Annotated in this window: 27 protein-coding genes and 2 pseudogenes; 15 read left to right on the top strand and 14 right to left on the bottom strand. The window is 70.3% G+C overall.

The genetic code is table 11. The features are described 5' to 3' along the window. Together OG747_RS44610 and OG747_RS44605 are read right to left on the bottom strand one after the other, a co-directional pair. The gene (locus OG747_RS44610) at positions 1-2,337 is read right to left on the bottom strand and encodes an FHA domain-containing protein (protein WP_405885073.1); all 2,337 of its coding nucleotides are present in this window, start codon (positions 2,335-2,337) and stop codon (positions 1-3) included. Between the two features lie 123 nt (positions 2,338-2,460). After that, a complete protein-coding gene (locus OG747_RS44605; RefSeq protein WP_405885072.1) occupies positions 2,461-2,871 on the bottom strand; it encodes a hypothetical protein in 411 nt (136 codons plus the stop codon). Between the two features lie 360 nt (positions 2,872-3,231). Here OG747_RS44605 and OG747_RS44600 point away from each other — a divergent pair, with 360 nt between their 5' ends. Both OG747_RS44600 and OG747_RS44595 read left to right on the top strand, forming a co-directional pair. Then, positions 3,232-3,609, top strand: a complete 378-nt coding sequence (locus OG747_RS44600; protein WP_405885071.1) for a nuclear transport factor 2 family protein — start codon at positions 3,232-3,234, stop codon at positions 3,607-3,609. 76 nt (positions 3,610-3,685) lie between these two features. Next, positions 3,686-3,833 (top strand): annotated as a pseudogene (locus tag OG747_RS44595) (DUF1905 domain-containing protein); the annotation flags it as partial. Here the strand turns inward: OG747_RS44595 and OG747_RS44590 are convergent. Continuing rightward, positions 3,823-3,948 (bottom strand): hypothetical protein, encoded by a 126-nt coding sequence (locus tag OG747_RS44590; RefSeq protein ID WP_405885070.1) that lies wholly within the window; start codon positions 3,946-3,948, stop codon positions 3,823-3,825. The pseudogene OG747_RS44595 and the gene OG747_RS44590 sit on opposite strands and share 11 nt — an antisense overlap. A 232-nt stretch (positions 3,949-4,180) precedes the next feature. On the opposite strand from OG747_RS44590, the gene OG747_RS44585 reads away from it, so the two are divergent. After that, positions 4,181-4,417, top strand: a complete 237-nt coding sequence (locus OG747_RS44585) for a hypothetical protein (protein ID WP_405885069.1) — start codon at positions 4,181-4,183, stop codon at positions 4,415-4,417. 40 nt (positions 4,418-4,457) lie between these two features. Here OG747_RS44585 and mgrA read toward each other — a convergent pair whose 3' ends face one another. Continuing rightward, on the bottom strand, positions 4,458-5,450 hold the full coding sequence (mgrA, locus tag OG747_RS44580; protein ID WP_405885068.1) for an L-glyceraldehyde 3-phosphate reductase: 993 nt from the start codon (positions 5,448-5,450) through the stop codon (positions 4,458-4,460). A 127-nt stretch (positions 5,451-5,577) separates the two neighbouring features. On the opposite strand from mgrA, the gene OG747_RS44575 reads away from it, so the two are divergent. The 3 genes from OG747_RS44575 (at position 5,578) to OG747_RS44565 (ending at position 7,355) form a co-directional block, all read left to right on the top strand. After that, positions 5,578-6,471, top strand: coding sequence for a LysR family transcriptional regulator (locus OG747_RS44575; protein WP_405885067.1), 894 nt, complete (start codon positions 5,578-5,580; stop codon positions 6,469-6,471). Between the two features lie 248 nt (positions 6,472-6,719). Further along, positions 6,720-6,818 carry a carotenoid oxygenase family protein gene (locus OG747_RS44570; protein WP_405886026.1) on the top strand — a complete coding sequence of 33 codons (99 nt, stop codon included), beginning with the start codon at positions 6,720-6,722 and terminating at the stop codon, positions 6,816-6,818. Between the two features lie 27 nt (positions 6,819-6,845). Beyond that, entirely contained in the window at positions 6,846-7,355 is a 510-nt protein-coding gene (locus OG747_RS44565; protein ID WP_405885066.1) for a DinB family protein, read from the top strand. Here OG747_RS44565 and OG747_RS44560 read toward each other — a convergent pair. Together OG747_RS44560 and OG747_RS44555 are read right to left on the bottom strand one after the other, a co-directional pair. Continuing rightward, positions 7,343-8,407, bottom strand: coding sequence for an adenosine deaminase (locus OG747_RS44560; protein ID WP_405885065.1), 1,065 nt, complete (start codon positions 8,405-8,407; stop codon positions 7,343-7,345). The two genes, OG747_RS44565 and OG747_RS44560, sit on opposite strands and share 13 nt — an antisense overlap. A gap of 57 nt (positions 8,408-8,464) precedes the next feature. Beyond that, complete coding sequence (locus OG747_RS44555; RefSeq protein ID WP_405885064.1) at positions 8,465-8,857, bottom strand: VOC family protein; 393 nt, start codon at positions 8,855-8,857, stop codon at positions 8,465-8,467. A gap of 405 nt (positions 8,858-9,262) precedes the next feature. Here OG747_RS44555 and OG747_RS44550 point away from each other — a divergent pair, with 405 nt between their 5' ends. The 3 genes from OG747_RS44550 (at position 9,263) to OG747_RS44540 (ending at position 11,799) form a co-directional block, all read left to right on the top strand. Then, positions 9,263-10,009, top strand: a complete 747-nt coding sequence (locus tag OG747_RS44550; RefSeq protein WP_405885063.1) for a phosphatase PAP2 family protein — start codon at positions 9,263-9,265, stop codon at positions 10,007-10,009. Beyond that, positions 9,963-11,015 carry a sodium-dependent transporter gene (locus OG747_RS44545; protein ID WP_405885062.1) on the top strand — a complete coding sequence of 351 codons (1,053 nt, stop codon included), beginning with the start codon at positions 9,963-9,965 and terminating at the stop codon, positions 11,013-11,015. Before OG747_RS44550 ends, OG747_RS44545 begins: the two co-directional genes overlap by 47 nt. 73 nt (positions 11,016-11,088) lie before the next feature. Next, entirely contained in the window at positions 11,089-11,799 is a 711-nt protein-coding gene (locus OG747_RS44540) for a dienelactone hydrolase family protein (RefSeq protein WP_405885061.1), read from the top strand. A gap of 123 nt (positions 11,800-11,922) precedes the next feature. Here the strand turns inward: OG747_RS44540 and OG747_RS44535 are convergent, their stop codons facing one another. The 5 genes from OG747_RS44535 to OG747_RS44515 all read right to left on the bottom strand — a co-directional run bounded on the left by OG747_RS44535 (position 11,923) and on the right by OG747_RS44515 (position 16,576). Continuing rightward, positions 11,923-12,834: an aldo/keto reductase gene (locus tag OG747_RS44535; protein ID WP_405885060.1), complete on the bottom strand. Its 912-nt coding sequence runs from the start codon at positions 12,832-12,834 to the stop codon at positions 11,923-11,925. A 78-nt stretch (positions 12,835-12,912) separates the two neighbouring features. Continuing rightward, positions 12,913-13,803, bottom strand: a complete 891-nt coding sequence (locus OG747_RS44530) for a glycoside hydrolase family 19 protein (protein WP_405885059.1) — start codon at positions 13,801-13,803, stop codon at positions 12,913-12,915. A 281-nt stretch (positions 13,804-14,084) separates the two neighbouring features. Next, positions 14,085-15,407 carry an aldehyde dehydrogenase family protein gene (locus OG747_RS44525; protein WP_405885058.1) on the bottom strand — a complete coding sequence of 441 codons (1,323 nt, stop codon included), beginning with the start codon at positions 15,405-15,407 and terminating at the stop codon, positions 14,085-14,087. Beyond that, positions 15,404-15,829, bottom strand: a complete 426-nt coding sequence (locus OG747_RS44520) for a VOC family protein (RefSeq protein WP_405885057.1) — start codon at positions 15,827-15,829, stop codon at positions 15,404-15,406. The genes OG747_RS44525 and OG747_RS44520 overlap by 4 nt, the downstream gene beginning before the upstream one ends. 129 nt (positions 15,830-15,958) lie before the next feature. Then, positions 15,959-16,576 carry a TOPRIM nucleotidyl transferase/hydrolase domain-containing protein gene (locus tag OG747_RS44515; protein WP_405885056.1) on the bottom strand — a complete coding sequence of 206 codons (618 nt, stop codon included), beginning with the start codon at positions 16,574-16,576 and terminating at the stop codon, positions 15,959-15,961. A gap of 347 nt (positions 16,577-16,923) precedes the next feature. On the opposite strand from OG747_RS44515, the pseudogene OG747_RS44510 reads away from it, so the two are divergent. Next, positions 16,924-17,309: pseudogene (locus OG747_RS44510) on the top strand (FAD-binding domain-containing protein); the annotation flags it as partial. A 149-nt stretch (positions 17,310-17,458) separates the two neighbouring features. Next, positions 17,459-18,181: a DUF4142 domain-containing protein gene (locus OG747_RS44505; RefSeq protein ID WP_405885055.1), complete on the top strand. Its 723-nt coding sequence runs from the start codon at positions 17,459-17,461 to the stop codon at positions 18,179-18,181. A 27-nt stretch (positions 18,182-18,208) separates the two neighbouring features. On the opposite strand, the gene OG747_RS44500 is transcribed toward OG747_RS44505, so the two are convergent. After that, complete coding sequence (locus tag OG747_RS44500) at positions 18,209-18,379, bottom strand: hypothetical protein (RefSeq protein ID WP_405885054.1); 171 nt, start codon at positions 18,377-18,379, stop codon at positions 18,209-18,211. 275 nt (positions 18,380-18,654) lie between these two features. Then, a complete protein-coding gene (locus OG747_RS44495; protein ID WP_405885053.1) occupies positions 18,655-19,533 on the bottom strand; it encodes an MBL fold metallo-hydrolase in 879 nt (292 codons plus the stop codon). A 64-nt stretch (positions 19,534-19,597) separates the two neighbouring features. On the opposite strand from OG747_RS44495, the gene OG747_RS44490 reads away from it, so the two are divergent. From OG747_RS44490 to OG747_RS44480, 3 genes are all read left to right on the top strand, one after another. Beyond that, the gene (locus tag OG747_RS44490) at positions 19,598-20,200 is read left to right on the top strand and encodes a TetR/AcrR family transcriptional regulator (RefSeq protein WP_405885052.1); all 603 of its coding nucleotides are present in this window, start codon (positions 19,598-19,600) and stop codon (positions 20,198-20,200) included. Between the two features lie 126 nt (positions 20,201-20,326). Then, positions 20,327-20,767: an SPW repeat protein gene (locus tag OG747_RS44485; RefSeq protein ID WP_405885051.1), complete on the top strand. Its 441-nt coding sequence runs from the start codon at positions 20,327-20,329 to the stop codon at positions 20,765-20,767. 400 nt (positions 20,768-21,167) lie between these two features. Beyond that, positions 21,168-21,356: a hypothetical protein gene (locus OG747_RS44480; RefSeq protein WP_405885050.1), complete on the top strand. Its 189-nt coding sequence runs from the start codon at positions 21,168-21,170 to the stop codon at positions 21,354-21,356. A 156-nt stretch (positions 21,357-21,512) separates the two neighbouring features. Here OG747_RS44480 and OG747_RS44475 read toward each other — a convergent pair whose 3' ends face one another. Next, on the bottom strand, positions 21,513-22,967 hold the full coding sequence (locus OG747_RS44475; protein ID WP_405885049.1) for an APC family permease: 1,455 nt from the start codon (positions 22,965-22,967) through the stop codon (positions 21,513-21,515). A gap of 200 nt (positions 22,968-23,167) precedes the next feature. On the opposite strand from OG747_RS44475, the gene OG747_RS44470 reads away from it, so the two are divergent. Then, on the top strand, positions 23,168-24,349 hold the full coding sequence (locus tag OG747_RS44470; RefSeq protein ID WP_405886024.1) for an ROK family protein: 1,182 nt from the start codon (positions 23,168-23,170) through the stop codon (positions 24,347-24,349). Positions 24,350-24,405: the final 56 nt, after the last annotated feature.

Genomic DNA, 24,405 nt, shown 5'->3' with positions numbered 1-24,405 from the left:
CTACTTCCGCATGACCGCGGGTTCGTGCCGCCGCAGCAGCCGGGCCACCAGGTACCCGAAGACGACCGACAGCACGACCAGCATGCTCATATCGACCAGCCACACGCTGGTCTCGTGCCGGAACAGCGGGTCGGCGGTCAGCAGCTCCGGAACGATCCGGCCCAGGGCGATGGTCCCCGACATGGCGCCCAGGGCCCAGCGCGCGGGGACGAGCCAGGCCAGTTGCTCCATGCCGGGCACCCCGTGCAGCTTGAGCAGCGCACCGCTGAAGACCACCTGGACGATGGCGAGCAGCACCAGCAGCGGCATGGTGACCTCCTCCTTGGTCACCATGGCGGAGACGAGGAGGCCGAGCATCATCGCGGCGAAGGCGAGCAGGGCCACGGCCAGCGTGATCTCGAGGAGCGGCGGCATGACGACCCCTTTGCCGCCGGGCGCGTTGAGGTCGACGCCGAGCAGCGCGACGAGGGTCAGGACCACGGCCTGGAGCACGGTGACGGTACCGAGGACCACCACCTTCGACATCAGGTACGCCGATCGGGACAGGCCGACCGCGCGCTCCCGCCGGTAGATGACCCGTTCCTTCACCAGTTCGCGCACGGCGTTGGCCGCTCCCGTCAGGGCTCCGCCGACGCACAGGATGAGCAGCACGTTCATCGCCGTCTCCTGCGTCAGTTTGCTGCCGGCCACCGCGCGGGCCATCGCGCCCATCACGCACGGCAGCCCGATCATGACGGCGAGGAAGGTCCGGTCGGCGCTGAGCACGGCCGCGTACCGGCGCACCAGGGTGCCGAGTTGAGAGCCCCAGCTCTGGGCCTTGGGCCGTGGTCCGACGGCGGCGGCCGGGCCGGCGGGCGGCAGATACGGCTGCGCGCCGGGGATGCCGATGTACTGCTGGTGGAACAGCGAGTCCCGGTACTCCCCCGCCCAGTCCCGGTCCTGGTCCCGTTCGAAGGCCTCGAACGCCTCGGGCCACTGCTCGTAGCCGAAGAAGGCGAGGGTCTCGTCGGGCGACCCGTAGTAGGCGACCTTGCCGCCGGGCGCGAGCACCAGAAGCCGGTCGCAGACGTCGAGGCTGAGCACACTGTGGGTGACCACGATGACCGTACGGCCGTCGTCGGCGAGGCCGCGCAGCATGTGCATCACGGAGCGGTCCATGCCGGGGTCGAGGCCGGAGGTCGGCTCGTCGAGGAACAGCAGCGACGGTTTGGTCAGCAGTTCCAGGGCCACGCTGACCCGTTTGCGCTGACCGCCCGACAGACTGTGGATGGACTGGTCGGCGCGCTGCTCCAGGCCCAGCTCATGGATCACCTCGTCGACCCGCGCGCGTCGCTCCGCCTTGGCGGTGTCCTGCGGGAAGCGCAGTTCGGCGGCGTAGGCGAGAGCCCGACGCACCGTCAGCTGGGAGTGCAGGATGTCGTCCTGCGGCACCAGGCCGATGCGCTGGCGCAGCTCGGCGTAGTCGCGGTAGAGGTCGCGGCCGTCGTACAGGACCGTGCCGTGGTCGGCCTGGCGCTGCCCGGTGAGGGCGTTGAGGAGTGTGGACTTTCCGGCGCCGCTCGGGCCGACGACGGCCAGCAGGCACTTCTCGCCGACGGGAAAGGACACCTGGTCGAGAAGGGTTTTGCGGCCGTGGTCGACGGCGACCGTCAAGTCCTGGACATCGAGGGAGACCTCGCCGGTGTCGACGTACTCCTGGAGCTGATCGCCGACGAGGCAGAACGCGGAGTGGCCGATGCCGATGATGTCACCGGGCGTGACCGGGGCGCGTGTGACGGGCTGGCCGTTGCGGAACGTGCCGTTGTGGCTGCCGAGGTCGACGATCTCGAACGTCCCGTCCGGGTGGGCCAGCAGTTCGGCGTGGCGGCGGGAGACGATCAGGTCGTTGACGATGACGTCGTTGTCGGCGCTGCGGCCGATGCGGACGGTGCGGGTGGGCAGCGGCCGTACGGTGGTCGGCTGCCGGAAGGTGCCGCTGACCGCGGGCAGCGGGACGGACGACGGTCGCCCGGCGGTGGGCATGCCGACGAGGACCGCGCGGGGGCCGTCGCAGGGGTTGCCGAAGTGGATGACGCTGCCCGGTCCGACGCCCCATTCGCGCACGCGCCTGCCGTCGGCGTAGGTGCCGTTCGTACTGTTCTCGTCCTCGATCGTCCAGTGGTCGGCCTCCGGGCGCAGCACCGCGTGGTGCCACGAGACCCGGACGTCGTCGAGAACGATCTCGCTCGACGGATCACGCCCGACGTGATAGTCGCGGCTCGGACTCAGCACCGTTGAGCCCGCCTCGGTTTCGAGGACGAGTTCGGGCGCCGTCGGCGCGACCGGCCGCTCTCCCATGCATCGAATTCTAGCTATTCGTCCATATACGCGCCCGACCGGCGGAAATCCCGCGGATATTTATCTAAGTTAATTATGTAATCAGCTCATATTGATTCACGGAATCCCGCGGTCCGGCGGCGGTCAGGCCGCGGAGGTGCCGAGCGCGGCGGCGGTCCGCTGCATGCGCAGCGCGTCCACGGATTCGGCGAGCAGCTCGTACTCGGTGGTGTCGTCGCTGGTGGCGACACGGACGAGCTTTCCGGCGGCCAGCTCCTCGGCGATGAGCTCCTGTTGGACGACGTCACCGCACCAGGCGCGCAGCATGCTCGGCACGTCCGGAACGGTGTCCGCCACCGGCGCGATCGAGTTCGACGGGAAGGTCGGGTCGTCGGGCTGCGGATCGAGCCGCGAGGCCATCCAGGAGGCGCGGTCCCGCATCCACCACAGGGCCAGCGCCAGGGTCGGCGCGCGATACGTCCCCAGGGGGACGCCGACGCGTCTACCTCCGCATATTCCGTACGCGGTCACATGGCACAGGAATTCGTCGTGCACGATCGCTCCCCCATTGCAACGTTCTCCGCCGGCCCGGCCTCGCTTTCCCTGCGGCTCGTTCACTGCGTGCGGCTCGTCTGTCGTGCATGGTGGTGCTGTGCGCGGGCGTGACTGAATCGCCCTGGTAATCGAGTATCGCCACTCCTGACACTCTGTCACCATGCCATTCCAGCCAGTCTCCTGGCATATTCACGGCCCGGTTTGGCCGAAACGCGCCCCGCTGCCCTTACCCCGGAGGTAATCGACGCCGACGGGCGCCGCCGGGCATCGTTGCGGTACCGGATCCCAGCGGGGCACCGCACCTCGGAATCCGCTCTCTGACCAGCAACTACCCGAATTTTCAACGGAGGTTGATCAACCATGTCCGCAACCGACAACCGTTACGAGACCGCCGTCGCCCGTTACTTCGAGGCCTGGAACGCCGGTGACCGGGAAGCACTCGTCAAGGCGGTCGCCGCCGCCTGGAGCGCGGACGGCAGCTACACCGACCCGCTGGCCGAGGTCCGCGGGCACGAGGGGATCGCGGCCGTGATCACGGCGGCGCACGAGCAGTTCCCGGGGTTCTCCTTCCGGCTCGCGGGGGCGGTCGACGGACACCACGGCATCGCCCGCTTCGGCTGGGAACTGGTCAACGAGGCCGATGGCACGGCACCCGTCGCCGGATTCGACGTGATCACCCTGGACGGCGAGGACCGGATCCGGAGCGTGCACGGCTTCCTGGACCGCGTGCCGGCCTAGGCCGAGCCGCCGCGGAGGCTCGCGATGAGTTTTTCCGCTTCCGGTGGTCTCTTGAGCAGGACACCCACCGGAAGCGGAGGATCACCCCTTCCGCAGTTCCTTCATGGCTCTGGGAGACGGCACCCACAAACTGCCGGTGAAGGCCGATGTGCGCCAGGCCATCGGGAAGGACGTGGGCGAGCAACACGGTGACCGTTCGCCTGGAGGAGTGCCTCAGCTCATGAGGGCCGCCCGTGCGCCATCCCGATAGCGGCTCGGGGCGACGCCGGTCGTCCGCTTGAAGGCGTTGCTGAACGCGCCCTCGGAGGTGTAACCGATCTTCTGGGGGAGGGCCGACACGGATGTCTCGCCGTCTCGCCGTCTCGCCGGGCGCGCCGGGCCACGCTCGTCCGCCAGTCCAGCAGATACGTCAGGGGCGGTACGCCGGCCACGATCCGCAAGCGCTGGGCGAACGTGGTCCGGGACATGGCCGTTCGACGCCAGTCTGAGGAGGTACCTCGCCGAGGAGGATCTCAAGGCCGTCGGCGTCCTCGACGCGGACGGCCAGGCCGTCCTGGACCCGGCGCGGCAGATGAAGACCGTCGAGCAGGGGGCGGCGACCAGCGTACGGTGCGCTACCCGCCCCCTGTTCGAGGGGAGGGGCGGTGTCTACTGCGAGAACAGCGGCATCGCGCCCCTGATGTCCGCGCAGGAGGGCCGCGAGTGGTCCCTCGCGAACAGGTCGTGGAAGGCCGGCGTGGTGCCGTACGCCGTCGACCCGGCGGCGGCCGACCGCCTCTGGGAGCTCAGCGAGCGGCTCACCGTCTGATCAGCGGGCCTCCCCCGCCCGATCGTCGGATCGTGGAGCCTTACGGCTTGATGATCGCGTCGATCCGGGCCAGCTCCTCCGGGTCGAAGTCCAGGGTGCGGGTGGCCGTCACGCTGTCCTCCAGCTGCTGGGTGCTGCTCGCGCCGATGAGGGCGGAGGTCACCCGGCCGCCGCGCAGCACCCAGGCGAGGGCCAGCTGCGCCAGGGACTGGCCGCGGGACTTGGCGATCTCGTCGAGGGCGCGCAGCTGCCGTACGAGGTCCTCGGTGACCGTGTCGGCGCTCAGGAAGGGACTGTCGCTCGCGGCGCGCGAGCCCTCCGGGATGCCGTCGAGGTAGCGGCTGGTGAGCAGGCCCTGCTCCAGCGGCGAGTAGGCGATGGAGCCGACCCGCAGCTCGTCCAGCGTGTCCAGGAGCCCCTCCTCCTCGGGGCGCCGGTCGAGCATCGAGTAGCGCGGCTGGTGGATCAGCAGCGGGGTGCCCAGCTCGGCCAGGATGCGGGCGGCTTCACGGGTCTGCTCCGCCGAGTAGTTGGAGACACCGACGTACAGCGCCTTGCCCTGCTGGACCGCCGAGTGCAGGGCGCCCATCGTCTCCTCCAGGGGAGTCTCCGGGTCGGGGCGGTGCGAGTAGAAGATGTCCACGTGGTCCAGGCCCATCCGGGCCAGGCTCTGGTCGAGCGAGGACAGCAGGTACTTGCGCGAGCCCCATTCGCCGTACGGGCCCGGCCACATCAGGTAACCGGCCTTGGTGGAGATCACCAGCTCGTCGCGGTAGGGCGCGAAGTCCGCCTTCAGGGCGTCGCCGAGGGCGGACTCGGCGGCGCCGGGCGGCGGACCGTAGTTGTTGGCCAGGTCGAAGTGGGTGACGCCGAGGTCGAAGGCGCGGCGCAGGATCGCGCGCTGGGTCTCCACCGGCCGGTCGGGGCCGAAGTTGTGCCACAGGCCGAGCGACAGCGCGGGCAGCTTCAGGCCGCTGCGTCCGGAGCGCCGGTAGGGCATGTCCGCGTAACGGTCGGGGTGTGCGGTGTACAACGCGTACTCCTGGAAGGCCGGGAAAACAGGTCTCCACTCTGGCGCGCACACAGTGCAGAGGTCCAACGGGAGAATCGGATGGGACTGAGCGACGGCGCTTCTCAATCGGCGACTACGCTTGCCTCCCATGGAACTGCGCCACCTTCAACACTTCGTCGCGGTCGCCGAGGACCAGCACTTCACCCGGGCGGCGGAGCGGCTGATGGTGTCGCAGTCGGGCCTGTCGTCGTCGATCCGCACGCTGGAGCGGGAGCTTCAGGCCCCCCTGTTCGTGCGCACCACCCGTCGGGTCACGCTCACCGAGGCCGGTCGCGCGCTGCTGGGCGAGGCGGAGCGGATCCTCGCCCAGGTGCGCTCGGCGCAGGACGCCGTGGCCGCCGTACAGGGTGTGCTGCGCGGCACGCTCTCCCTGGGCACCGAGCAGTGCATCGCGGGAGTGCATGTGGCCAAGCTCCTCGCCGCGTTCCGGCGGCGCCACCCGGACGTCGAGATCCGGCTGCGGCAAGCCGGTTCCGAGGCGCTGGCCGAGGAGGTCGCCGCGGGCCGGCTCGACCTGGCCTTCGCCGTGCGGACGCGGGCGGACAGCGATCAGCTGCGGTCGGTGCCGCTGACCAGCGAACCGATGACCGTGCTCTGCCATCCCACGCACCACCTCGCGACCGCCGCCGTGGTCACGCCCGAGGAACTGGGCGGCGAGGCCTTCGTCGACTTCCACCCCGACTGGGGGCCGCGTCGCACCACGGACGCGGCCTTCGCGGCGGCGGACGTACGGCGGACCGTGACGCTCGAGGTCAACGACGTGCACAGCCTCCTGGAGCTCGTTCACGAGGGCCTCGGCATCGCCGTCGTACCCCGGCACTTCGGCCTCAAGCGCGAGGCCGGTGATCTCACCGCCCTCCCCTTCAAGGGCGCTTGCGAAGCGTTGTACGAGACCGTCGCGATGCTCCCGCCGTCGGACGCCACCAGTCCGGCGGCCCGGGCGCTGATGGTGCTTCTCGACACCTCGGAACAGGGTGCCTGACACCACCCCCGGACGGGCTCCAGCACTCCTGACGCGGCCCGATCCGCCGCAGCAGACTCGTGGAGGTCCACAGCGGCGACTGCGAGCGGGTCGGTACAGCGTCACGCCCCGCGTCAGCCACAAGGGACGGATCCTGGCGCTCCAGGAGAGCGGTCCGCTGCCGTACGAACTCGACCACGAGCTGAACACGGCGGGCACGTACGACTTCCGCTCCACCCTCAAAGGGGCCTTCACCGCGCACACCAAGCCTGGCCGCCCAGGATTTCACGGGGGAGCCGGTCGCCCGAATCCATCTGCCGGGCCGGGTGCCACTGGGCTTCCACGGGAGCTGGATTCCGGACGCGTGAGCGAGCGCCATGCGCCAAGGTGGAGGCATGCATGCCAAGGACATCCTCATCGACGCGTACAGCCGCATCCAGGAAGAAGTCCATGCCGCCGTCGAGGGTCTGCCCCCGGACGACCTCAACGCGCGCCCCGACGACTCCGCCAACTCCGTCGCCTGGCTGATCTGGCATCTCACCCGCGTCCAGGACGACCATGTCGCCGATGCCGCCGGGCTCGACCAGGTCTGGCTGGCGCAGGGCTGGGAGAAGCGCTTCGGGCTCGATCTGCCCCGCCGGGACACGGGGTACGGCCACACCTCCCAGAAGGTGGCCAAGGTCCGGGTGGAGTCGGGTGACCTGCTGATCGGGTACTACGACGCCGTGCACGAACAGAGCCTGGAGTTCGTGCACGGGCTGACCGCCAAGGACTTCGAGCGCATCGTGGACGAGCGCTGGGATCCCCCGGTCAGCCTGGGCGTACGGCTGGTCAGCGTCCTGTCCGACGATCTGCAGCACGTCGGACAGGCCGCCTATGTACGGGGACTGCTTCAGAGGGCGTAGCCGGGCAGCACGACGTCCTCGATGAGGGCCTTGCGCTCGTCGAACGGGATGAACGCGCTCTTGATCGCGTTCACCGTGACCGTGCGCAGGTCCTCGACGCCCCAGCCCGCCTCCTCGACCAGCAGTGCCATCTCGCGGGTCATCGTCGTGCCCGAGACCAGCCGGTTGTCGGTGTTGAGGGTGACACGGAAGCCGAGGTCGCGCAGGGCGGTGATGGGGTGCTCGGCGATCGAGGTGGCCGCGCCCGTCTGGAGGTTGGAGGTGGGGCACATCTCCAGGGCGATGCGGCGGTCGCGCACCCAGCTCGCGAGGCGGCCGAGCTTGCCGTCGACGATGTCCTCGGTGATGCGGACGCCGTGGCCGATGCGCTGGGCGCCACAGACCTGGAGGGCCTGGTGGATGCTGGGCAGGCCGTGGGCCTCACCGGCGTGGATGGTGAACGGGACGCTCTCGCCGCGCAGGTGCTCGAAGGCGGCCAGGTGGTCGGCGGGCGGGAACCCGTCCTCGGCGCCCGCGATGTCGAAGCCGACGACACCGCCGTCCCGGAACGCCACCGCGAGGTCGGCGATCTCGCGGGTGCGGTCGAACATGCGCATCCCGCAGAGCAGGGTGCCGACGCGGACCGGGGTGCCCGCGGCCGCCGCCTTGGCCATGCCGGCCGCCAGGCCCTCCTGCACGGTCTCGACGACCTCGGGCAGGGTCAGCCCGCCGTTCACCATCAGCTCGGGCGCGTACCGCACCTCACCGTAGACGACGCCGTCCCCGGCCAGGTCGAGGACGTACTCCTCGGCCGTGCGCAGCAGGCCCTCACGGGTCTGCATCACGGCGAGGGTGTGCTCGAAGGTGGCTATGTAGCGCACCAGGTCACCGGAGTTGGCGGCCTCGTAGTACCAGGCGGCGAGCGCCTGAGGGTCGGTGGTGGGCAGCGTGTGGCCGACCGTCTCCGCGAGCTCCACGAGGGTGGTGGGGCGCAGACCGCCGTCGAGGTGGTCGTGCAGCACGGCCTTGGGGAGCCGGCGGATGGTGTCGATGTCGATGTGGGGCGCGGTCATGCGTGGCTTTCCTCGGCAGGTTGAGTTCTGGGGCGGGAGCGGGGTGGCCTGGTTCGGCTACTGGGCGGGCTGGAGCAGGTCCCAGCGGTTTCCGTACAGGTCCTGGAAGACGACGACCGAGCCGTACGGCTCGTGGCGCGGCTCCTCCAGGAAGGTCACGCCCGCGGCCCGCATCCGGGCGTGGTCGCGGGCGAAGTCGTCGGTGTGCAGGAAGAAGCCCACGCGCCCGCCGGTCTGGTCGCCGACCCGGCCGCGCTGCGCCTCGTCCTTGGCGCGGGCCAGCAGCAGTCCGCTGCCGCCGCCCCCGGTGCCCGGCTCGACGACGACCCAGCGGGAGCCGTCGGGCCGCGGCTGGTCCTCGACGAGCCGGAACCCGAGGGCTTCGGTGTAGAACCGGATCGCCTCGTCGTAGTCGTCGACAACGAGGGTGACCAGGGCGATGCGTCTCATCAGGACCCCTTCGGTAGTTATACGTAACACGTTAGGGTACGGCATCCCGCCGAGTGCTGGTGGCGAGGTAGCCGGACGCGGCACGGCGGGGGATTCTGAGCATGCCGATCAAGGCGAACGGGCGGCGGACCGGCGCGTGCGAGCCGACGCGTGCGAGCCGGGCCGGGGCAGCACGAGCGGGCCGGGGCAGCACGAGGAAGAACGAGCGAACGAATGGGCAGGTCGAGGGGAACGATCGCCGCTCCCCAATCGTCTACATTTCTGTAGACCGTCTACAGGATTGTAGTCAGCGCGGACACCGTCTTCCCAGGCGCCCGCGCGCTCATGATGGAAGGGGCCCCCGTCGATGTCCGCAGCCCTGCGCACCGTGTCGTCGTACGCGGTCGATGTTCCCCGGGCCCTGTCGTGAAGCGCGCGGACGCCACCGACCTCGCGGGATCGACCGCGGTCGGGAGCTTGGTCGCCTTCGTGCTGCTGACGCTGATCGTCACCGGCCAGGACGGCGCCGCGCTCTTCGGCGACCAGGACCTCAACACCTGGTCGGCGGGCCACCGCCCACCCGTCGCGCTGGCCGTGGCCCGCGGGGTGACGTACACGGGCACGGGCATCCTGCCGTACGTGCTGGTCGCGCTGGCGGGGGTCGTCCTCGGGCGCACGGCACGGCAGCGCGTCGTCTTCGCCGTCGGTTGCCTCGGCTGCCTCGCCGCCGCCCAGGCCGTGCGGTACGGCGTGATGTCCCTGGTCGCCCGCCCCCGCCCCGCCACGGCGGAGTGGGCCACACACGCCTCGGGCTGGTCCTTCCCCTCGGGCCACACCACCACGTCCGCCATCACCGGCGGACTGCTCGTTCTCGCGGTGCTCGCGCGAGCACCGCGCGGTGGCAGACCCCTCGCGGCACTCATCGGCTGCTGGGCCGTCCTGGTCGGGCTGACGCGGGTCTACTTGGGCGTTCACTGGTTCTCCGACGTCCTCGGCGGCTGGCTGTTCAGCCTGTGCTGGCTGAGCCTCAGCGTCTACGCCGTCATCCGCCTCGCCCCGCACACGTACTCCTCCATACAGGCGCTCCGTCTCCGCCCAGGTCCCACGACGACGGAAGAGCGCCGCGATGAATCCCAGCCCCACCGCGAAGTCCCCCCTCACTCTGCTCCGTAGCCACCTCGGCTGGGCCGTCGGCGCGTCCTATTGCGCCGCCGCGACCGTGCCGGCGCTGGGGCTGTGGCTGCGCCATCCGCACACGATCGGGGCGGGCGGCATCCTGGAAGTCCCTCTCAAGACGCCTCGTTTCCTGCTGTCCCTGGTCCTGTTCATCGCCGGCCTGCAGGTGCCGGTCCACGAACTGCGGGCGTTGGTCAGGCGCCCCACCGCGCTGCTGACCGGGCTCGTCCTCCATCTGGTCGCACCGCTGCTGATCATTCCCGGCGTGGCCTTCGCCCTGAGCCAGTCGTCCGACAGCGACGGGGGCAGCGGAATGATCGCGGCGATGATCCTGATCGTGGCGATGCCCGTGGCGGCCGGGGCCACCGTATGGACGAGCAAGGGGGACGGCGACCAGTCGACGACCGTGGGCCTGGTGCTGGCGTCCACGATCGTCAGCCCGCTCACCATCCCGATCACCATGACGGCCCTGTGTCCCCTGCTGAGCGGCGACTACGCGGTCACCCTGTCCGGCGCCGCCCAGACCGCCGGCCATGCCTTCGCGCTCACGGGAGTGCTGCTCCCCTGCGGCGCCGGAATCCTCTGCCGGCTCGTCCTGCCGCGCCGCCTGCTGGCCCGCCTGCTCGACGCGGCGGTCCCCACGTCGATGATCGGCTCGCTGCTCCTGACGTACATCAATGCCAGCGGTGTCCTCGGCCCCTTCCTCACCCGTCCCGAACCGGTACTGCTGATGGCCGCGTTGGTGGTCGCCGCCACTGTGTGCGGCCTGTCGTTCGCCCTGGGCCGAATCACCGCCCGCGCACTGCGCCTGGACGCTCCCGCGGGTGCCTCCGTGACGCTGGCCTGCGGGATGAACAACAGCAGCGCGAGCGCGGTGCTCATCACGACGGCCTTGCCCGACCGGCCGCACGTGCTGCTGCCGGTCCTGGCGTACAGCCTGCTGCAAAAGGTGGCCGCGGGCCGTGTCGTGCGGGCCGGTGGCAAGCGCCGTGTACGCGCATGACATGGTGAAGATCGACTCAGGGCCGGCCCCGCCGGACCCCTACCGAGCGCTGCCCCCACAGGAGTTGAGTGCGATGTCCGAGCTGCCGAAGCCGACCGGAGCCCCGGCCCATCAGAACGTGACCTTCCCCAGTGCCGGAACCACGGCCCACGGTTACCTGGCACTGCCGCCGTCCGGGCGGGGACCCGGCGTGATCGTCATCCAGGAGTGGTGGGGCCTGACCGACCACATCGCCCAGGTCGCGGACCGGCTGGCCGCGGAGGGTTTCGTGGCCCTCGCGCCCGACCTGTACGGCGGCAATGTCGCCCATGAGAGCGGCGAGGCCTTCCGGATGATGAAGGAGCTTCCCGTGTCGCGCGGCGTCGAACTGCTCTCCGGTGCGGTCGATCATCTGCTCGGGCTGCCCGAGGTCACCTCGGACACGGTGGGCGCGGTCGGCTTCTGCATGGGCGGCGGCTTCGTCCTCTACCTGGCCGCGGCCGACCCGCGGGTCAGCGCGGCGGTGCCGTTCTACGGCGTGATCCAGGGCGAGCTGCCCGACTTCTCCGGCCTCAAGGCCGAGATCCTGGGGCACTACGGCGAGCTCGACACCAGCATTCCCGAGGAGAACCTGGAGCAGCTGCGCAAGGCGGTCCAGCAGCAGGCCGGCATCACCCCGGACTTCCGTCTCCACCCCGCCCACCACGCCTTCTTCAATGACGGCCGACCGGAGACGTACGACCCCGAGTCGGCCGCACAGGCCTGGGAGAGCACGGTGGCCTTCCTGCACGAACAGCTGGGCTGAGTCCTCGGCGCCGCAGCCCGATGGAGCTCCCGCAGGGGGCGCCGACGACACCGGATGACGGCGGATGACGGCGGTGAACGGGCGGGTCGGTGGGTCCCCCGCCCCGGGCGGGGGACCCGTCCGTCACTCGCCTCGCCGGTGGAGCGCGTCGAGGCGGGCCAGTTCGGCGTCGGTCAGCCGGAGCGCGCCCGCGGCGATGTTCTCGGCGAGGTGGTCCGGGTTGCCGGTGCCGGGGATGACGAGCACGTGTGGGCCCCGCCCCAGCGTCCATGCCAGGCGGACCTGCGCGGGGGTGACGCCGTGCGCACGCGCGACGGCGAGCACCTCGTCGCCGTCAGCGCCACTCGGGCCCCGCGCACCGCCCTCGCCCGCGATCGCGATCGCGAAGAACGGCACGAACGCGATGCCGTGTTCGCCGCACACCCGCAGCAGTTCGTCGGTCTCGGGGGCCGGGAAGTCGAGCCCGTACTTGTTCTGGACGCTCACCACCGGTGCGATGGCCCGCGCCTGCGCCAGGTGCCGGGGCTCGACGTCGGAGACGCCGAGGTGCCGGATCAGGCCCGCCTCGCGCAGCTCCGCCAGCGCGCCGAAGTGCTCGGCGATCGACTCCTGCCGCATGCGGCGCAGATATACGAGGTCGAGATGGTCGCGGCCGAGCTGCCGCAGGTTCTCCTCGACATGGGCGCGCAGTTGGTCGGGCCGGGCCGAGGTGCCCCACTCCCCCGCGTAGTCACGGAACGGACCGACCTTGGTGGCGATCAGCAGGTCGTCCGCGTACGGTGCCAGCGCAGTGTTGATCAGTTCGTTGGCCGAGCGCAGTGACGAGAAGTAGAAGGCGGCGGTGTCGATGTGGTTGACCCCCAGTTCGATCGCGCGCCGCAGCACGGCGATCGACCGGTCACGGTCGCTCGGCGCACCCAGGTGAAAAGCCGCGCTGCCCGTCAGCCGCATCGCACCGAGGCCGATGCGGCTGACGGTGAGGTCTCCGAGTTTCCAGGTGCCCGCGGCTGCCGCGGTGATCGTCTCTGAGGTCATCGCGGAAGTTTCGCACACCGCTTCCGGGGCCGAGGTCGGATCCCGTCAGCCGAAAGTCAGCGGCAGAGCAGCGGTGGATCAGCAGGAGAGGTTGCCGCCGGCCGTGGTTCCGAGGATCTGCACGAACCGCTGGTAGGCGTCCACCCGGCTCTGCACCTGCGCCGGGTTCCTGCCGTCGCACTCCAGGGAGCCGTTGATGCTGCGGATGGTCTGGCCGAATCCCGCGCCGTTGACCATCGCGTTGTGGCCCGTCATGGTGCCGGGGCCCGTCTGCGTGTTCCAGTACCAGAGGCCGGTCTTCCAGGCCACGGAGGCGTCGTTCTGTACCAGGTAGGGATTGTTGAGGAGGTCGATGCCGAGGGCGTCGCCCGCGGCCTTGTAGTTGAAGTTCCAGCTGAGCTGGATCGGGCCACGGCCGTAGTAGGCCGACTGTCCGGCCGGGCAGCCGTAGGGCTGGCTCCAGTCGCAGTAGTGGGGGTAGTTGGCGGTGTTCTGCTCCACCACGTACACCAGGCCGCCGGTCTCGTGGCTGACGTTGGCGAGGAAGGCCGCGGCCTCCTGCTTCTTCACGGTGTCGCTGCCGGTGTTCGCGAAGGCCGGATAGGCGCTCATCGCCGCCCTCAGCCCGCTGTAGGTGTAGAAGGAACTCCGGTTCGGGAACATCTGGTTGAACTGCGCCTCGCTCACCACGAAGCCGTCGGAGGGAGGCGTTGACCCGCCGTCGCAGGCGTAGGGGTCCCAGTACCAGGTGCTGATGGTGGGGTCGTAGCCCGGGTTGTCGTGCTCGGCGATGTAGGTCTTCCCGTCGGTGTAGCGGACGACGTCACCAGCGACGTACGACCTCCCGGCGACCCAGCTCGGATAGCTCGAACAGGCCGCGGCGGACGCGCCGGAGGCCGGCAGGAGCACCGGGGTGGCGGAAGCGAGGGCGAGTGCGGTCAGGACTGCGGAGATACGGCGCCTCGGCACAGGTCAACTCCTTTGCGGAGCACGACCGCACCCGGACAAGGGCAGCGCGGAGCGGAGCCTTGAGCGCACGTGCCGGCGGGGCCGGCCACGGCGTCGGGGGCGGCCGTGGTGGGGGGTGTGGAGGCACACTCAACCGCTTTGGTATGTACCAGTCAAGGGTGTAGACCAGTCGGATGTGACAACGTTGGCAGACAAGTGGCGCAACGGCGACGGCGGTTGGGTGACACACCGGTGCCCCGGCAGGTCGTCGACCTGCCGGGGCACCGTTCAGCCGGTCCGCGTCAGCCGAGCGGCTTCTCCAGCACGGCCTTGCGGTGACTGAAGGTCTCGATGGAGTAGCGGCCGTGGTAGCTGCCCATGCCGCTCTCGCCGACCCCGCCGAACGGCAGGTCGGAGACGGTCAGATGGGCGAGCGGCAGCCCGAAGCCGAGGCCGCCGGACGAGGTCTCGGCCGCCAGCCGCTCCCGGGTGGTGTCCGACTCGGTGAAGACGTACAGGGCCAGCGGCTTGTCGCGGTCGTTGATGAAGCCGATGGCCTCGTCCAGACCCGCCACTGTGACGATCGGCAGGATCGGGCCGAAGATCTCCTCCCGCATGACCGGCGCCTTGGGGTCGACGTCGGCGAGAACGGTCGGCGCGAGGTACTTGTCGGCGCGGTCGCCGACGCCGCCGGTGACCGTACGGCCGGAGTCGAGCAGGGAGCTCAGCCGGTCGAAGTGCCGCTCGTTGACGATACGCCCGTACTCGCCGGACTGCTGCGGATCGGTGCCGAAGAGGGACTCGACGGCGCGGGCGAGCTCGGGCTCCAGGGCGCGGGCGGTCTCCGGGTCGGTGAGGACGTAGTCGGGTGCGACGCAGGTCTGCCCGGCGTTGAGGAACTTGCCGCGGGCGAGCCGGTCGGCGACGACGGCCAGGTCGGCGTCGCCGTCGACGAACGCCGGGGACTTGCCGCCCAGTTCGAGGGCGACGGGGGTGAGGTGCTCGGCGGCGGCCCGCATCACGATCCGGCCGACCGCGCCGTTGCCGGTGTAGAAGATGTGGTCGAAACGCTCCGCAAGCAGCGCGGTGGTCTCCGGGACGGCGCCCTCGACGACGGCGACCGCGTCGGTGTCGAGGTACCGCGGCAGCAGCCGGGCAAGGGCGGCGGAGGTGGCGGGGGCGAGCTCGCTGGGCTTGACGACGACCGCGTTGCCCGCGGCCAGCGCGCCGAGCATCGGGGTCAGCAGGAGCTGCACCGGATAGTTCCAGGGGGCGATGACCAGGACGACGCCCAGCGGGTCGTACTGGGTCCAGGCCGTCGCGTCGTCGCCGAGGTGCGCCGGGACCGGGGCGGACTCGGGCCGCAGCCACTCGTCGAGGTGGTCGAGGGTGTGGTCGATCTCGCGCACGGTGAAGTCGATCTCGGTACGGAAGGCCTCGGCGGAGTTCTTGCCGAGGTCCGCGTGGAGGGCCCCCGCGAGGTCGGCGCCGTGTGCGGTGAGCAGTTCGCGCAGCCGGCGCAGCTGGGTGGTGCGCCACGCGACGGGCTTGGTCCGGCCGGAGCGGAAGGTGGCGCGCAGCCGGGCCACGATGTCGGCGGGCTGCTCGGGGGTGCGGTCGTTCACGGTGCCTCGCTGATCAGTGCGGACCTGGCGGCCCACGGACGGTCGTCTTGAGCCGCAGGGCTCGATGGTCGAACCGGAGGGCCCGACCATCGAGCGAAGCTCGATGCATATGCCAACCTTTCGGCCGCCCAAATAAATTCCGGATACATGAAACAGCCACCGAGTTCGAGCGCCCTCTCCGCCACCTGCTTCTGGTCGTCGAGGGACGTGCTCGTCAGATCGAAGTGCATGTGGTTCTGGCCTGTCTTCCGCTCCTGGGTCGGGAGGAAGCGGAGCCGGAACCCGGTGTCATCGCTGGGCAGCAGCGTGATGCCGTCGGAGGATTCCTCGGACGTCTCCCAGCAGAGAAAGTCCGCCCAGAAGCGCGCGAGACGGAGCGGGTCGTGCGCATCGAAGCAGAGCGCGTGCAGGTGAGAGGTCATCCGTAGGTCTCCCGGTAGGGGCAGGCGGGTCGTGCCGGAGCCTTCCCGGCCGGTGCCACCCGGTCAACTGATCACGCCCCGTGCTCGTCCGCTGTCGAGCACGATCGAAACGGCAGCCCGTCCACGACCTCACAGTCTCGCGAGGAGGCCGTCGAGCGGGGGCGGTGTCCGGTCCGGTGCGAGAGCCTCGACAAGGAGACGGCCGTAGCGGATCTTGCGGCCCTTCTTCGTGCCGAGGAAGCGCCGCACCTGCTGATGCCGGGGCCGGCCGTGCTGTGCGGGCTGGCGCTGGAAGGTCTGCCAGGCGCGGAAGTCGCCCTCGGCGCGGAGGATCTCCTCGACTCCTGCCGTGCCGAGCGCGCGGATGAGTTCGTCCTCCAGATCCGCAGCGCATACGTAGATGTCCTGGAGCGGTGCCTGTGCCCGTGTCAGGCCGCGCTCGTAGAAGTCCTGTTCGCCCTCGTCGCAGAGTCCCGTCAGGCGCAGACCGAGGCCGGGCGGCCCGAGGAGGCCGGCATAGCGGCCGACGCTCATCGCCCCGCCCATCGGCACGACACACACTCCCTCGGCGGCCAGGTCCCGGCCACGCCGGGCGGCCAGCGCCTCGACGGCCGCGAGATCGCTCAGCCCTTCCAGGAGCACCGCGGTCCGCGCCCCCAGGCTTTCCGCCAGATCGCGCGCCGGCCCGTCGGGACCGCCCGTCGCCCAGCTGGTGACCGCATCCTGGAAAGCCCTCATGTCCGCCATGGGGCGAGTCTGCACGTCCACCGGTGGCACGGCGCGGGATTATTCGACGGCTGCGACGGTCCTCAGGCCCCGGCCGCCGCGGGCCCGCACAGCTCGCAGCGGTCCTTGCCGTCCCACCGCTGCCAATCGTCGAGGCCGAAAAGAGCTGGCCGCCCGTGCGCACCACAGGGGGCTGCTGACGGCCGTCGGCCTGCAGGCCCGGTCGGCTCCGCCGCTTCGGTATCTGCGGGACCTGGTCGCCGAGGGCTACGCGGGGCAGGTGCTGTCGACCAGCATGCTCGGGTCGGGCGGGGGTTGGGGCGCCACGTACGACGACAGCCATGCGTACCTGCTGGACGTCAGAAGCCCGCGCCGGCCCGGACGCCGAGGCCTTCGTACGGCAGCTGGCCTGGCGCGACTTCCACCACCCCGTGCTCGCACAGGTGCTCGCCGCCCGGCCGGACGCCACCGTCGAGGGCTGGAGCACAACCGGGGACGGCTGCTGACCGCGAGTTACCTCGCCAAGGCGCTGTACGTGAACCGGCGGGTCGGTACCCGGTACTTTCTTGACCTGCTGGTGGACGGCGATGTCGCGAACCATCGGCTCAACTGGCGGTGGATGGCCGCAGCGGGTACGGACTCGCGGCCCCACCGCGTCCTCAATCCGGAGACCCGGGCCAGGCGTTACGACCCGGAGGGGGAGCACGTCCGCCGCTGGGTGCCGCCTGCGCCAGGCCGCTCGGGATCACGGATAACAGATTTTACCTGCCGTAGAGATTTCTCCCGTCCGCACAGCCGTACTGATGGACGTCCGAAACACCCGTACCGGATCCACCGCACCGGATCCACCCAGCGGCTCGACGGAGCGTCCCGCTCCGGGCTGCCGCCCCGCCAGGAGGCTCAATGCGCATTGCACGGAACGCAGGAACGCTCTTCGTGGCAGGTGCGTTGACCATGACCCTCGCCGCCCTCGCGTACCCCGCGATGATCGGCGTGCAGACCACTTCCAGTGCCGCGAATCGCGTGATCGCCAACTCAGCGTCGGGCCCGCTGACCGAGGCCGACCGCGACTTCGTCGTCAAGGTGCGGGCGGCCGGACTGTGGGAGTACCCCGTCGGCCAGCTGGCTCTGCAGAAGGGCACCATCCCGGCGGTCAGGACCGCCGGTGACCACCTGGTCAGGGGCCATGCCGCGCTGGACGATGCCGACCGCAAGGTCGCCGCCGCGCTCGGCATCACCATCCCCAACAAGCCGTCTCCGCAGCAGCAGGGCTTCGTCACGACCCTGACCGGGGACACCGGCAAGCAGTTCGACACCGACTTCGCCAACATCCTGCGGGTGACCCACGGTTCGATCTTCAACACCATTGCCAAGATCCGGTCCACCACCGAGAACACGTTGGTACGCCAACTGGCCGACCAGGCCAACAGCACCGTGCTGGACCACATCACGGTGATGGAGAAGACCGGACTGGTCAACTTCGATCAGGTGCTGTTCCAGGAGACCACCCCGCCGAAGCTGCCCTCCTCCGATCTCACGCCGCCCGCGCCCGCGCCGGGCGAGCCGATCGTCGTGCTCACCCCGCCCGCGGGCAGCTCCCCGTCGCCCACGGGGACGATCGGCTGAGCGATCCCCGTACGCCACAACGAGCGATCAGCTCCGGGCGACGGCCGGGGCGGCGGAATCGTACAGGCCCGCGAGGGCACCGAGGGCGTCCCGCAGTCCCGGCGGACGGAGCATGCCCCGCCACGCTGCTCGGCGGCCCGCCCGGCCCGGACCGCCGAGCAGCGTGGCGGGGTGACTGCGGGCCTCCTTGCCGCCCACTGCGCACCTCCATGTAACGGTCGCCGGAGGACTCCCACTTGCGTCCGACCGTGTGCAGGGTCGGCACGGCCTGCTCGTCCCATGCGACGAGCAGGCCGTGCCGCGTCACGAGCGAGGTCAGCCGGTCGTCCGCGGCTGGCGCGTCGAGGCGCGGCAGCGCGTCGGCCGTCCGCGAGCGCCATGGGCCCGGGCTCGGCACACCCCCCGATGGCAGCTCGGGTCCGGGCGGCCGACCAGCGCCCCGGCGCGTTCACTGTGCGGCTCGCGGCTCGCCCTCACTCCCTTGCCCCGGCCCCGCCTCCGTCGGCGTACCGCGCCAGTTCCCAGGGGTCGTGCGCGCTGAAGACGTCGACCTCGTCGCCGTGCAGTCGCACCAGCTCGCGCAGACGGGCATGGTTGCCCAGGCGCAGCGGCCTGTCGACCTCGGTGAGCTGCTGGAGGATGTCCATACCGGGGTGACCCTGCGGGTGGTCGGGGTCGATCTCGCGGTGGAAGTAGTAGGCGTCCCCGCAGTGCAGCAGCCAGCGGCCGGCATCCGCCACCGCTGTCGCACAGTGGCCGCGGGTGTGGCCGCCGAGCGGGACGAGCAGGATCTCGGCGTCCAGGCCCTCCAGTGGGCGGACCGCGTCGAATCCGAACCAGGCCTCTCCGTGCGGCTGCGCGTACGTCACCCAGTGCGGCCGGTGCGCCCACTGGGCCGGGCGGTAACGGACGCGGTCCTCGGGATGGGCCCCGGGCGCCGCCATCGCAGCGCGGTGTTCGGCCTCGCTCAGATGGACCTTGGCCCAGGGGAAGTCGGGCAGACCGCCCGCGTGGTCGAGGTCGAGGTGGCTGAGTACGACGTGCCGGACGTCCTCCGGGCGGAAGCCGAGCTCGGTGACCTGGCGCAGTGCGGTTTCCGCGAGGTCGAGGACGGGTTGGGCCCGGCCGAGGAAGTCCGCGCCGAGGCTCTCCTCGGGCCGCTCCACATCCGCCGTACCGATGCCGCTCTCCACAAGGACGAGTCCGTCGCGGTCGGTCTCGACGAGCAGACAGTGGCAGACCGCGGGCAGGCTCCCCTCCTCGGTGTCGATCGCCCGCATGGAACCGCAGTTCAGGTGATGGATCTTCACGGTGAGTCCCTTCACGCGCCCGGTGCCGTCCGCTCCCGACACAGGAGCTATACCTTACGAACGATCGTAAGGTAATGACGAACGGTCGTTAGGTTAAAGTGGCCGTATGAGCCCGCGCAAGTCCGTCGCCGAAACCGCTCTCACGCGCGGCCGGATCATCGAGAGCGCCCTGACGCTGGCCTCCGCCGAGGGCCTCGAAGGCCTCACCATCGGCCGCCTCGCCACCGATCTGGGGATGAGCAAGGCGGGCGTGATCGGCCACTTCGGCACCAAGGAAGCGCTCCAACTCGCCGTTCTGGACGCAGCGGTCGAGAGGTTCCGGCTACGGGTGCCGGCCCGTGCCGTCGGCGCCCGGCCCGGGACCGAGCGGCTGACACGCGCCTTCGACGAGTGGATCGACTACATGGCGGAGGGCGAGGGGCACGGGGGCTGTTTCCTCACCTCGGTGGCGAGCGAGTTCGACGGCCGCCCCGGCCCGGTCCGCGACGCGGTGCTCGCCGCGCTCACCTCATGGTCGGCGTATGTCGCGGCGGAGTTGAACACGGCGGTCGCGGCCCGCGAACTCCCACCGCGCACCGACCTGGACCAACTCGCCTTCGAGCTCAACGGCGTGGCCCTGGCCGCCCATCAGTCCATCCAACTGCACCGGGACCCGCTGGCCCCCACACGGGCCCGCCGCGCCATCGCCCGTCTCCTCATCGCCCCCTGACGAGCCTCCGCGCATCGCACCTCTACACATAAAGAAGAAATAAGAGCACAATGAAGAACATACGCGGCGCTTACCGCATACCGCACCAGACGCGGTCAGGCCTGCAGAGATCGAAGGAGACGACTCATGGCCAACGTCTCGCACCCCAGAAGTGACATCACGACCCACCCCGATGCATCCGAAATGCGGGAGCGGTATGCCCGCATGCTCGGTGGCCGCGATGTGGCGCTCGTCGACGGACCGGTGTTCCTGCTCGGTCTGTACTGCGCCGTGTCCCCGTGGATACTCCACTACACGACGAGCCAGCCCGCCCTGGTGACGCACAACCTCATCATGGGCATCGCGATTGCCTTCCTGGCTCTCGGCTTCACCGTCACGCCGGAGAGAATGTACGGCCTGAGCTGGGCCATCTGCGCGATGGGCACATGGCTGATCATCTCGCCGTGGGTGGTCGGAACCAGCCCGGACACCGGCGTCGCGCTCAACAGCATCATCATCGGCGCACTGGCTGTGGTGCTGGGGGCGCTGTGCGCGGTCACGGCAACGAAGAGCAACTCCCGGGCGTAGGCCCGGCGGACCTCCTTCGGCATAGGCGCCCGGCGAACATTTCCCGGGAACAGCCCCGGAGGCCGATACCCGGGCTCAGCCCCGGAAGTCGATGCCCGCACTGAGCCCAGGCAGCGAGAAAGGAACCGGAAGAAAGCCGCAGGCCGACCCACACGGGCCGGCCTGCACCGCGCGGCCCGGGCCGCGCCGCGCAACCCGGCCCGCGCCGCACCGGCCAGCCGCGCCGTACAAACCGGCCCCCGTCACACAAGCCGGCCCGCGCCGTACGGACCGGCCAACCTTCGCGGAGCGGCTCACCGTGCCCGCCCCACGCGGATCAACCTCGCCGAAGCCGCTCGGCTCACATACGCGGGTCCCCAACTCCCCGCGCGCTCTCGGGATTCACTCGGCAGTACGCGGCGTGCACCCAGGGACGGAGCGCGCGCTGGTGATCGCCGAGCCGCTCGCCCATCTGACGTACGCCGTCCGATATCAGGAGTTCCTCGACGGCATCGAGCCGTCGGAGCGGCCGTATCACCAAGGAGATCCGGCGGACGCGGTGCGCGCGGCGGTGCGGTGTGCTCGGCAGGAGCGGGTTCGCCCGGCGTAGGCGGTGCGGCGGGGCCGTGCCGGTACATCAGCCCGTCGCCGCCGGATCAGACGTTGCCCTGGGGGGGAGCCGTTTCCAGATCCGGACGTAAGCGACGGGCTTTGACGTACCGGCACGGCCCCTTCCGTGCGTCGTCGGGTGCGGCTCGTGGAGCGTTCACGTGCCGGCGGGCGCCGTGTCCAGGGTCGGGGTGGTCAGGTACTCCTCTGTGATCTCCTTCGGGCCGAACGGCCATACCTTTTCCAGGCGTGCCCAGATGACGAAGGCGACGCAGCCGAGGGCGACCCAGGCCAAGGACCATTCGATGGGGTGGCGGCCCGGGGAGTTCTTGTCGGCGTAGCCGTAGATCGTGAGCCAGCCGACGAGGGCGAGGAGGCTGGGGATCGGGTAGAGCCACATCTTGTAGGGGCGGTCGAGGGTTGGCTGGCGCTTGCGCAGGACTGAGAGGGCGACGATCTGGGCCAGGGCCTGGACGATCACCATGACCGTGGTGAGGAGTTGGATCAGGGTGGCCAGGTCGGTGTGGCGGCCGATGAGGAACCCGATCGCCGTGATGACGCCCATGGTCGCGAGGCCCAGCGTCGGGAAGCGGTGCTTGGGGTGCAGCTTGGCGTACGGGCGGAAGAAGACCCGGTCGCGGGCGGCGTCGTACGGGACGCGCGAGCCGCCCAGCAGGCCGGTGAAGACCGAGGCGAAGGCCGTGATGAGGATGAGGACCGTGACCGTGTCGGCGGCTCCCTTCCCCCAGGTCTTTTCGAGGACGGCCGAGGCGACCGAGGTGGAGGCGATGTCCGTCGGGTCGGTCATGCGGTTCCAGTCGATGACACCGAGGGTGCCGATCTGGAGGAGGAGGTAGATCGCCATGATGCCGAGGATGGAGAGGATGATGGAGCGGGGCAGGGTGCGGCCCGGGTCCTTGATTTCGGCACCCATGTACGCCGTGGTGTTGTAGCCCAGGTAGTCGTAGATGCCGATGGTCAGGCCCGCGGCGAAGCCGACCCAGAAGTCGCTGCTGGTCAGCTCGAAGGCGTGCGCCGGGTAGGTGAAGGCCAGGTGGGCGCTGAAGTCGGTGGCCGCGGCGACGATCACCAGGACGACCGAGGCGATCATGACCGCCCACATGACCGCCGTGATGCGGGCGATGTGTTCGATGCCTCGCCAGAGGAGAACGATCACCAGTGCGATCATGCCCAGGCCGATGAGGTCGCCTGTCGTCCTGCCCATGTCGGGGGCCAGGTAGCCGAGGTACTGGACGAAGCCGACCACGCCGGTGGACATGATCAGCGGGATGAAGAGCATGGCCGTCCAGACGAACAGGAACGGCATCAGGCGTCCGGTGCGGTATTGGAAGGCCTGGCGGAGATACACGTAGCTGCCGCCGGAGCCGGGCATCGACGCGCCCAGTTCCGCCCAGATCAGGCCGTCCGCGAGGGCGAGGACGGCGCCCGCGACGAAGCCGATGATCGCCTGCGGGCCGCCGAACGCGGTCACCATCAGCGGGATCGTCACGAACGGGCCGATGCCGCACATCTGGCTCATGTTGATGGCGGTGGCCTGGAACAGGCCGACGCGGCGGACGAAACCGCCGGTGGGTGGCGGACTACCGGACATGGGGCCTCCTGAAGTCGGGACGCGGGGAGTGGTACGACGTGCCGGCCGACGTCACTCGGCGGCCGACGGATCAAGGGCGGCGGGTATCCGGCCGGCGCTGGGCTCCCCTTGGCTCGCCCGGCGAGGCTGACTGGGCGATAAAGTTAAGGAGCCTTACTAGATGCGTCAAGAGGGTGTCCCGGATGCGTGAGAATGGTGCGATGCCCGCCGCCGACGCCATGCCTCAGCCTGAACAGCCCTGGAACCGGCAACGGCTGCGCAGTACCAATGAGCGACTGCTGCTCGATCGGCTGCGCACGGGCGGTGCCGCCTCGCGGGCTCAGCTCGCGCGCGAGACGGGGCTGTCGAAGCCGACGGTCTCCAGCGCGCTCGCGGCGCTGGAGGAGGCGGGGCTGGTGCACGAGGTGGGAACTCACGCGCCCGAGCGGGGTCGGGTGGCGGTGCTCTACGCCCCGGATCCCGCGGCCGGGTACGCGCTCGGCATCGACATCGGGCGTGGCTGGCTGCGGATGGCGGTCGCCGATCTGGACGGTGTCATGGTCGCACGCGCCGATGTGCGCAATCGCGCGCGCAGCTCAAGTGCCATGGCCGACCTGGTCGTTTCCACGGCCCGCCAGGTCGTCGCCAACTCCGGCGTGGACGCGCACGAGGTGGCGCATGCCGTGGTGGGCACGCCGGGTGTGTACGACGAGGAGCGGCGCCGGGTGCGGTACGCGATGCATCTGCCCGGATGGGGGCGCGCGGGGCTGTTCGACCGGATGCGCGAGGAGCTGGGCATACCGCTGGAGGTGCACAACGACGCGAATCTCGCGGCGCTCGGCGAGTACACCTATGGGGTCGGCGCGGGCAGCCGGCTGTTCGCGTACATCATGATCGGCACCGGTCTCGGCATGGGCGTGGTCAGTGAGGGGCGGCTGTTCACGGGGGCGCGCGGCGGGGCCGGGGAGATCGGGTTCCTGCCGTGGCCGGGACGGCAGAAGCCGGAGACGCTGGAGGACGCGGTGTCGGGGGTGGCCGTGGTCGAGGCCGCGCGGCAGTTCGGGATGACCGGGCAGCTCACCGCCAAGGCCGTGTTCGATGCGGCACGCGAGGGACATCCCGCCGCGGTGCGGGCGGTTCGGCTGGAGGGCGAGCGGATCGCCTATACGGTGGCGGCGGCCGCCGCGGTGCTCGACCCGGATCTGGTGGTGCTCGGCGGCGGAGTGGGCCACAGCATCGACCTGCTGCTGCGGCCCGTGCGCGAGACCCTGCGCATGCTCACGCCGCTGCGGCCGAAGATCGTGCCCAGTCGGCTGGGCGAGGACGCGGTACTGCTGGGTGCGGTGGCGACGGCGCTCGGGACGGCGAGAGACGTGGTGTTCGAGCGACGCTCGGCCTCCTGAGCGGCGGCACTCGCCTTCGGTGATTGACATGGATTGCTCAGACGCCTAGCTTGTGC

The sequence above is a fragment of the Streptomyces sp. NBC_01384 genome (genome assembly GCF_045040035.1).
Taxonomy (GTDB): Bacteria; Actinomycetota; Actinomycetes; order Streptomycetales; family Streptomycetaceae; genus Streptomyces.
The sequence above is the reverse complement of the archived record's forward strand: the minus strand, read 5'-3'. Positions and strand labels throughout refer to the sequence as shown.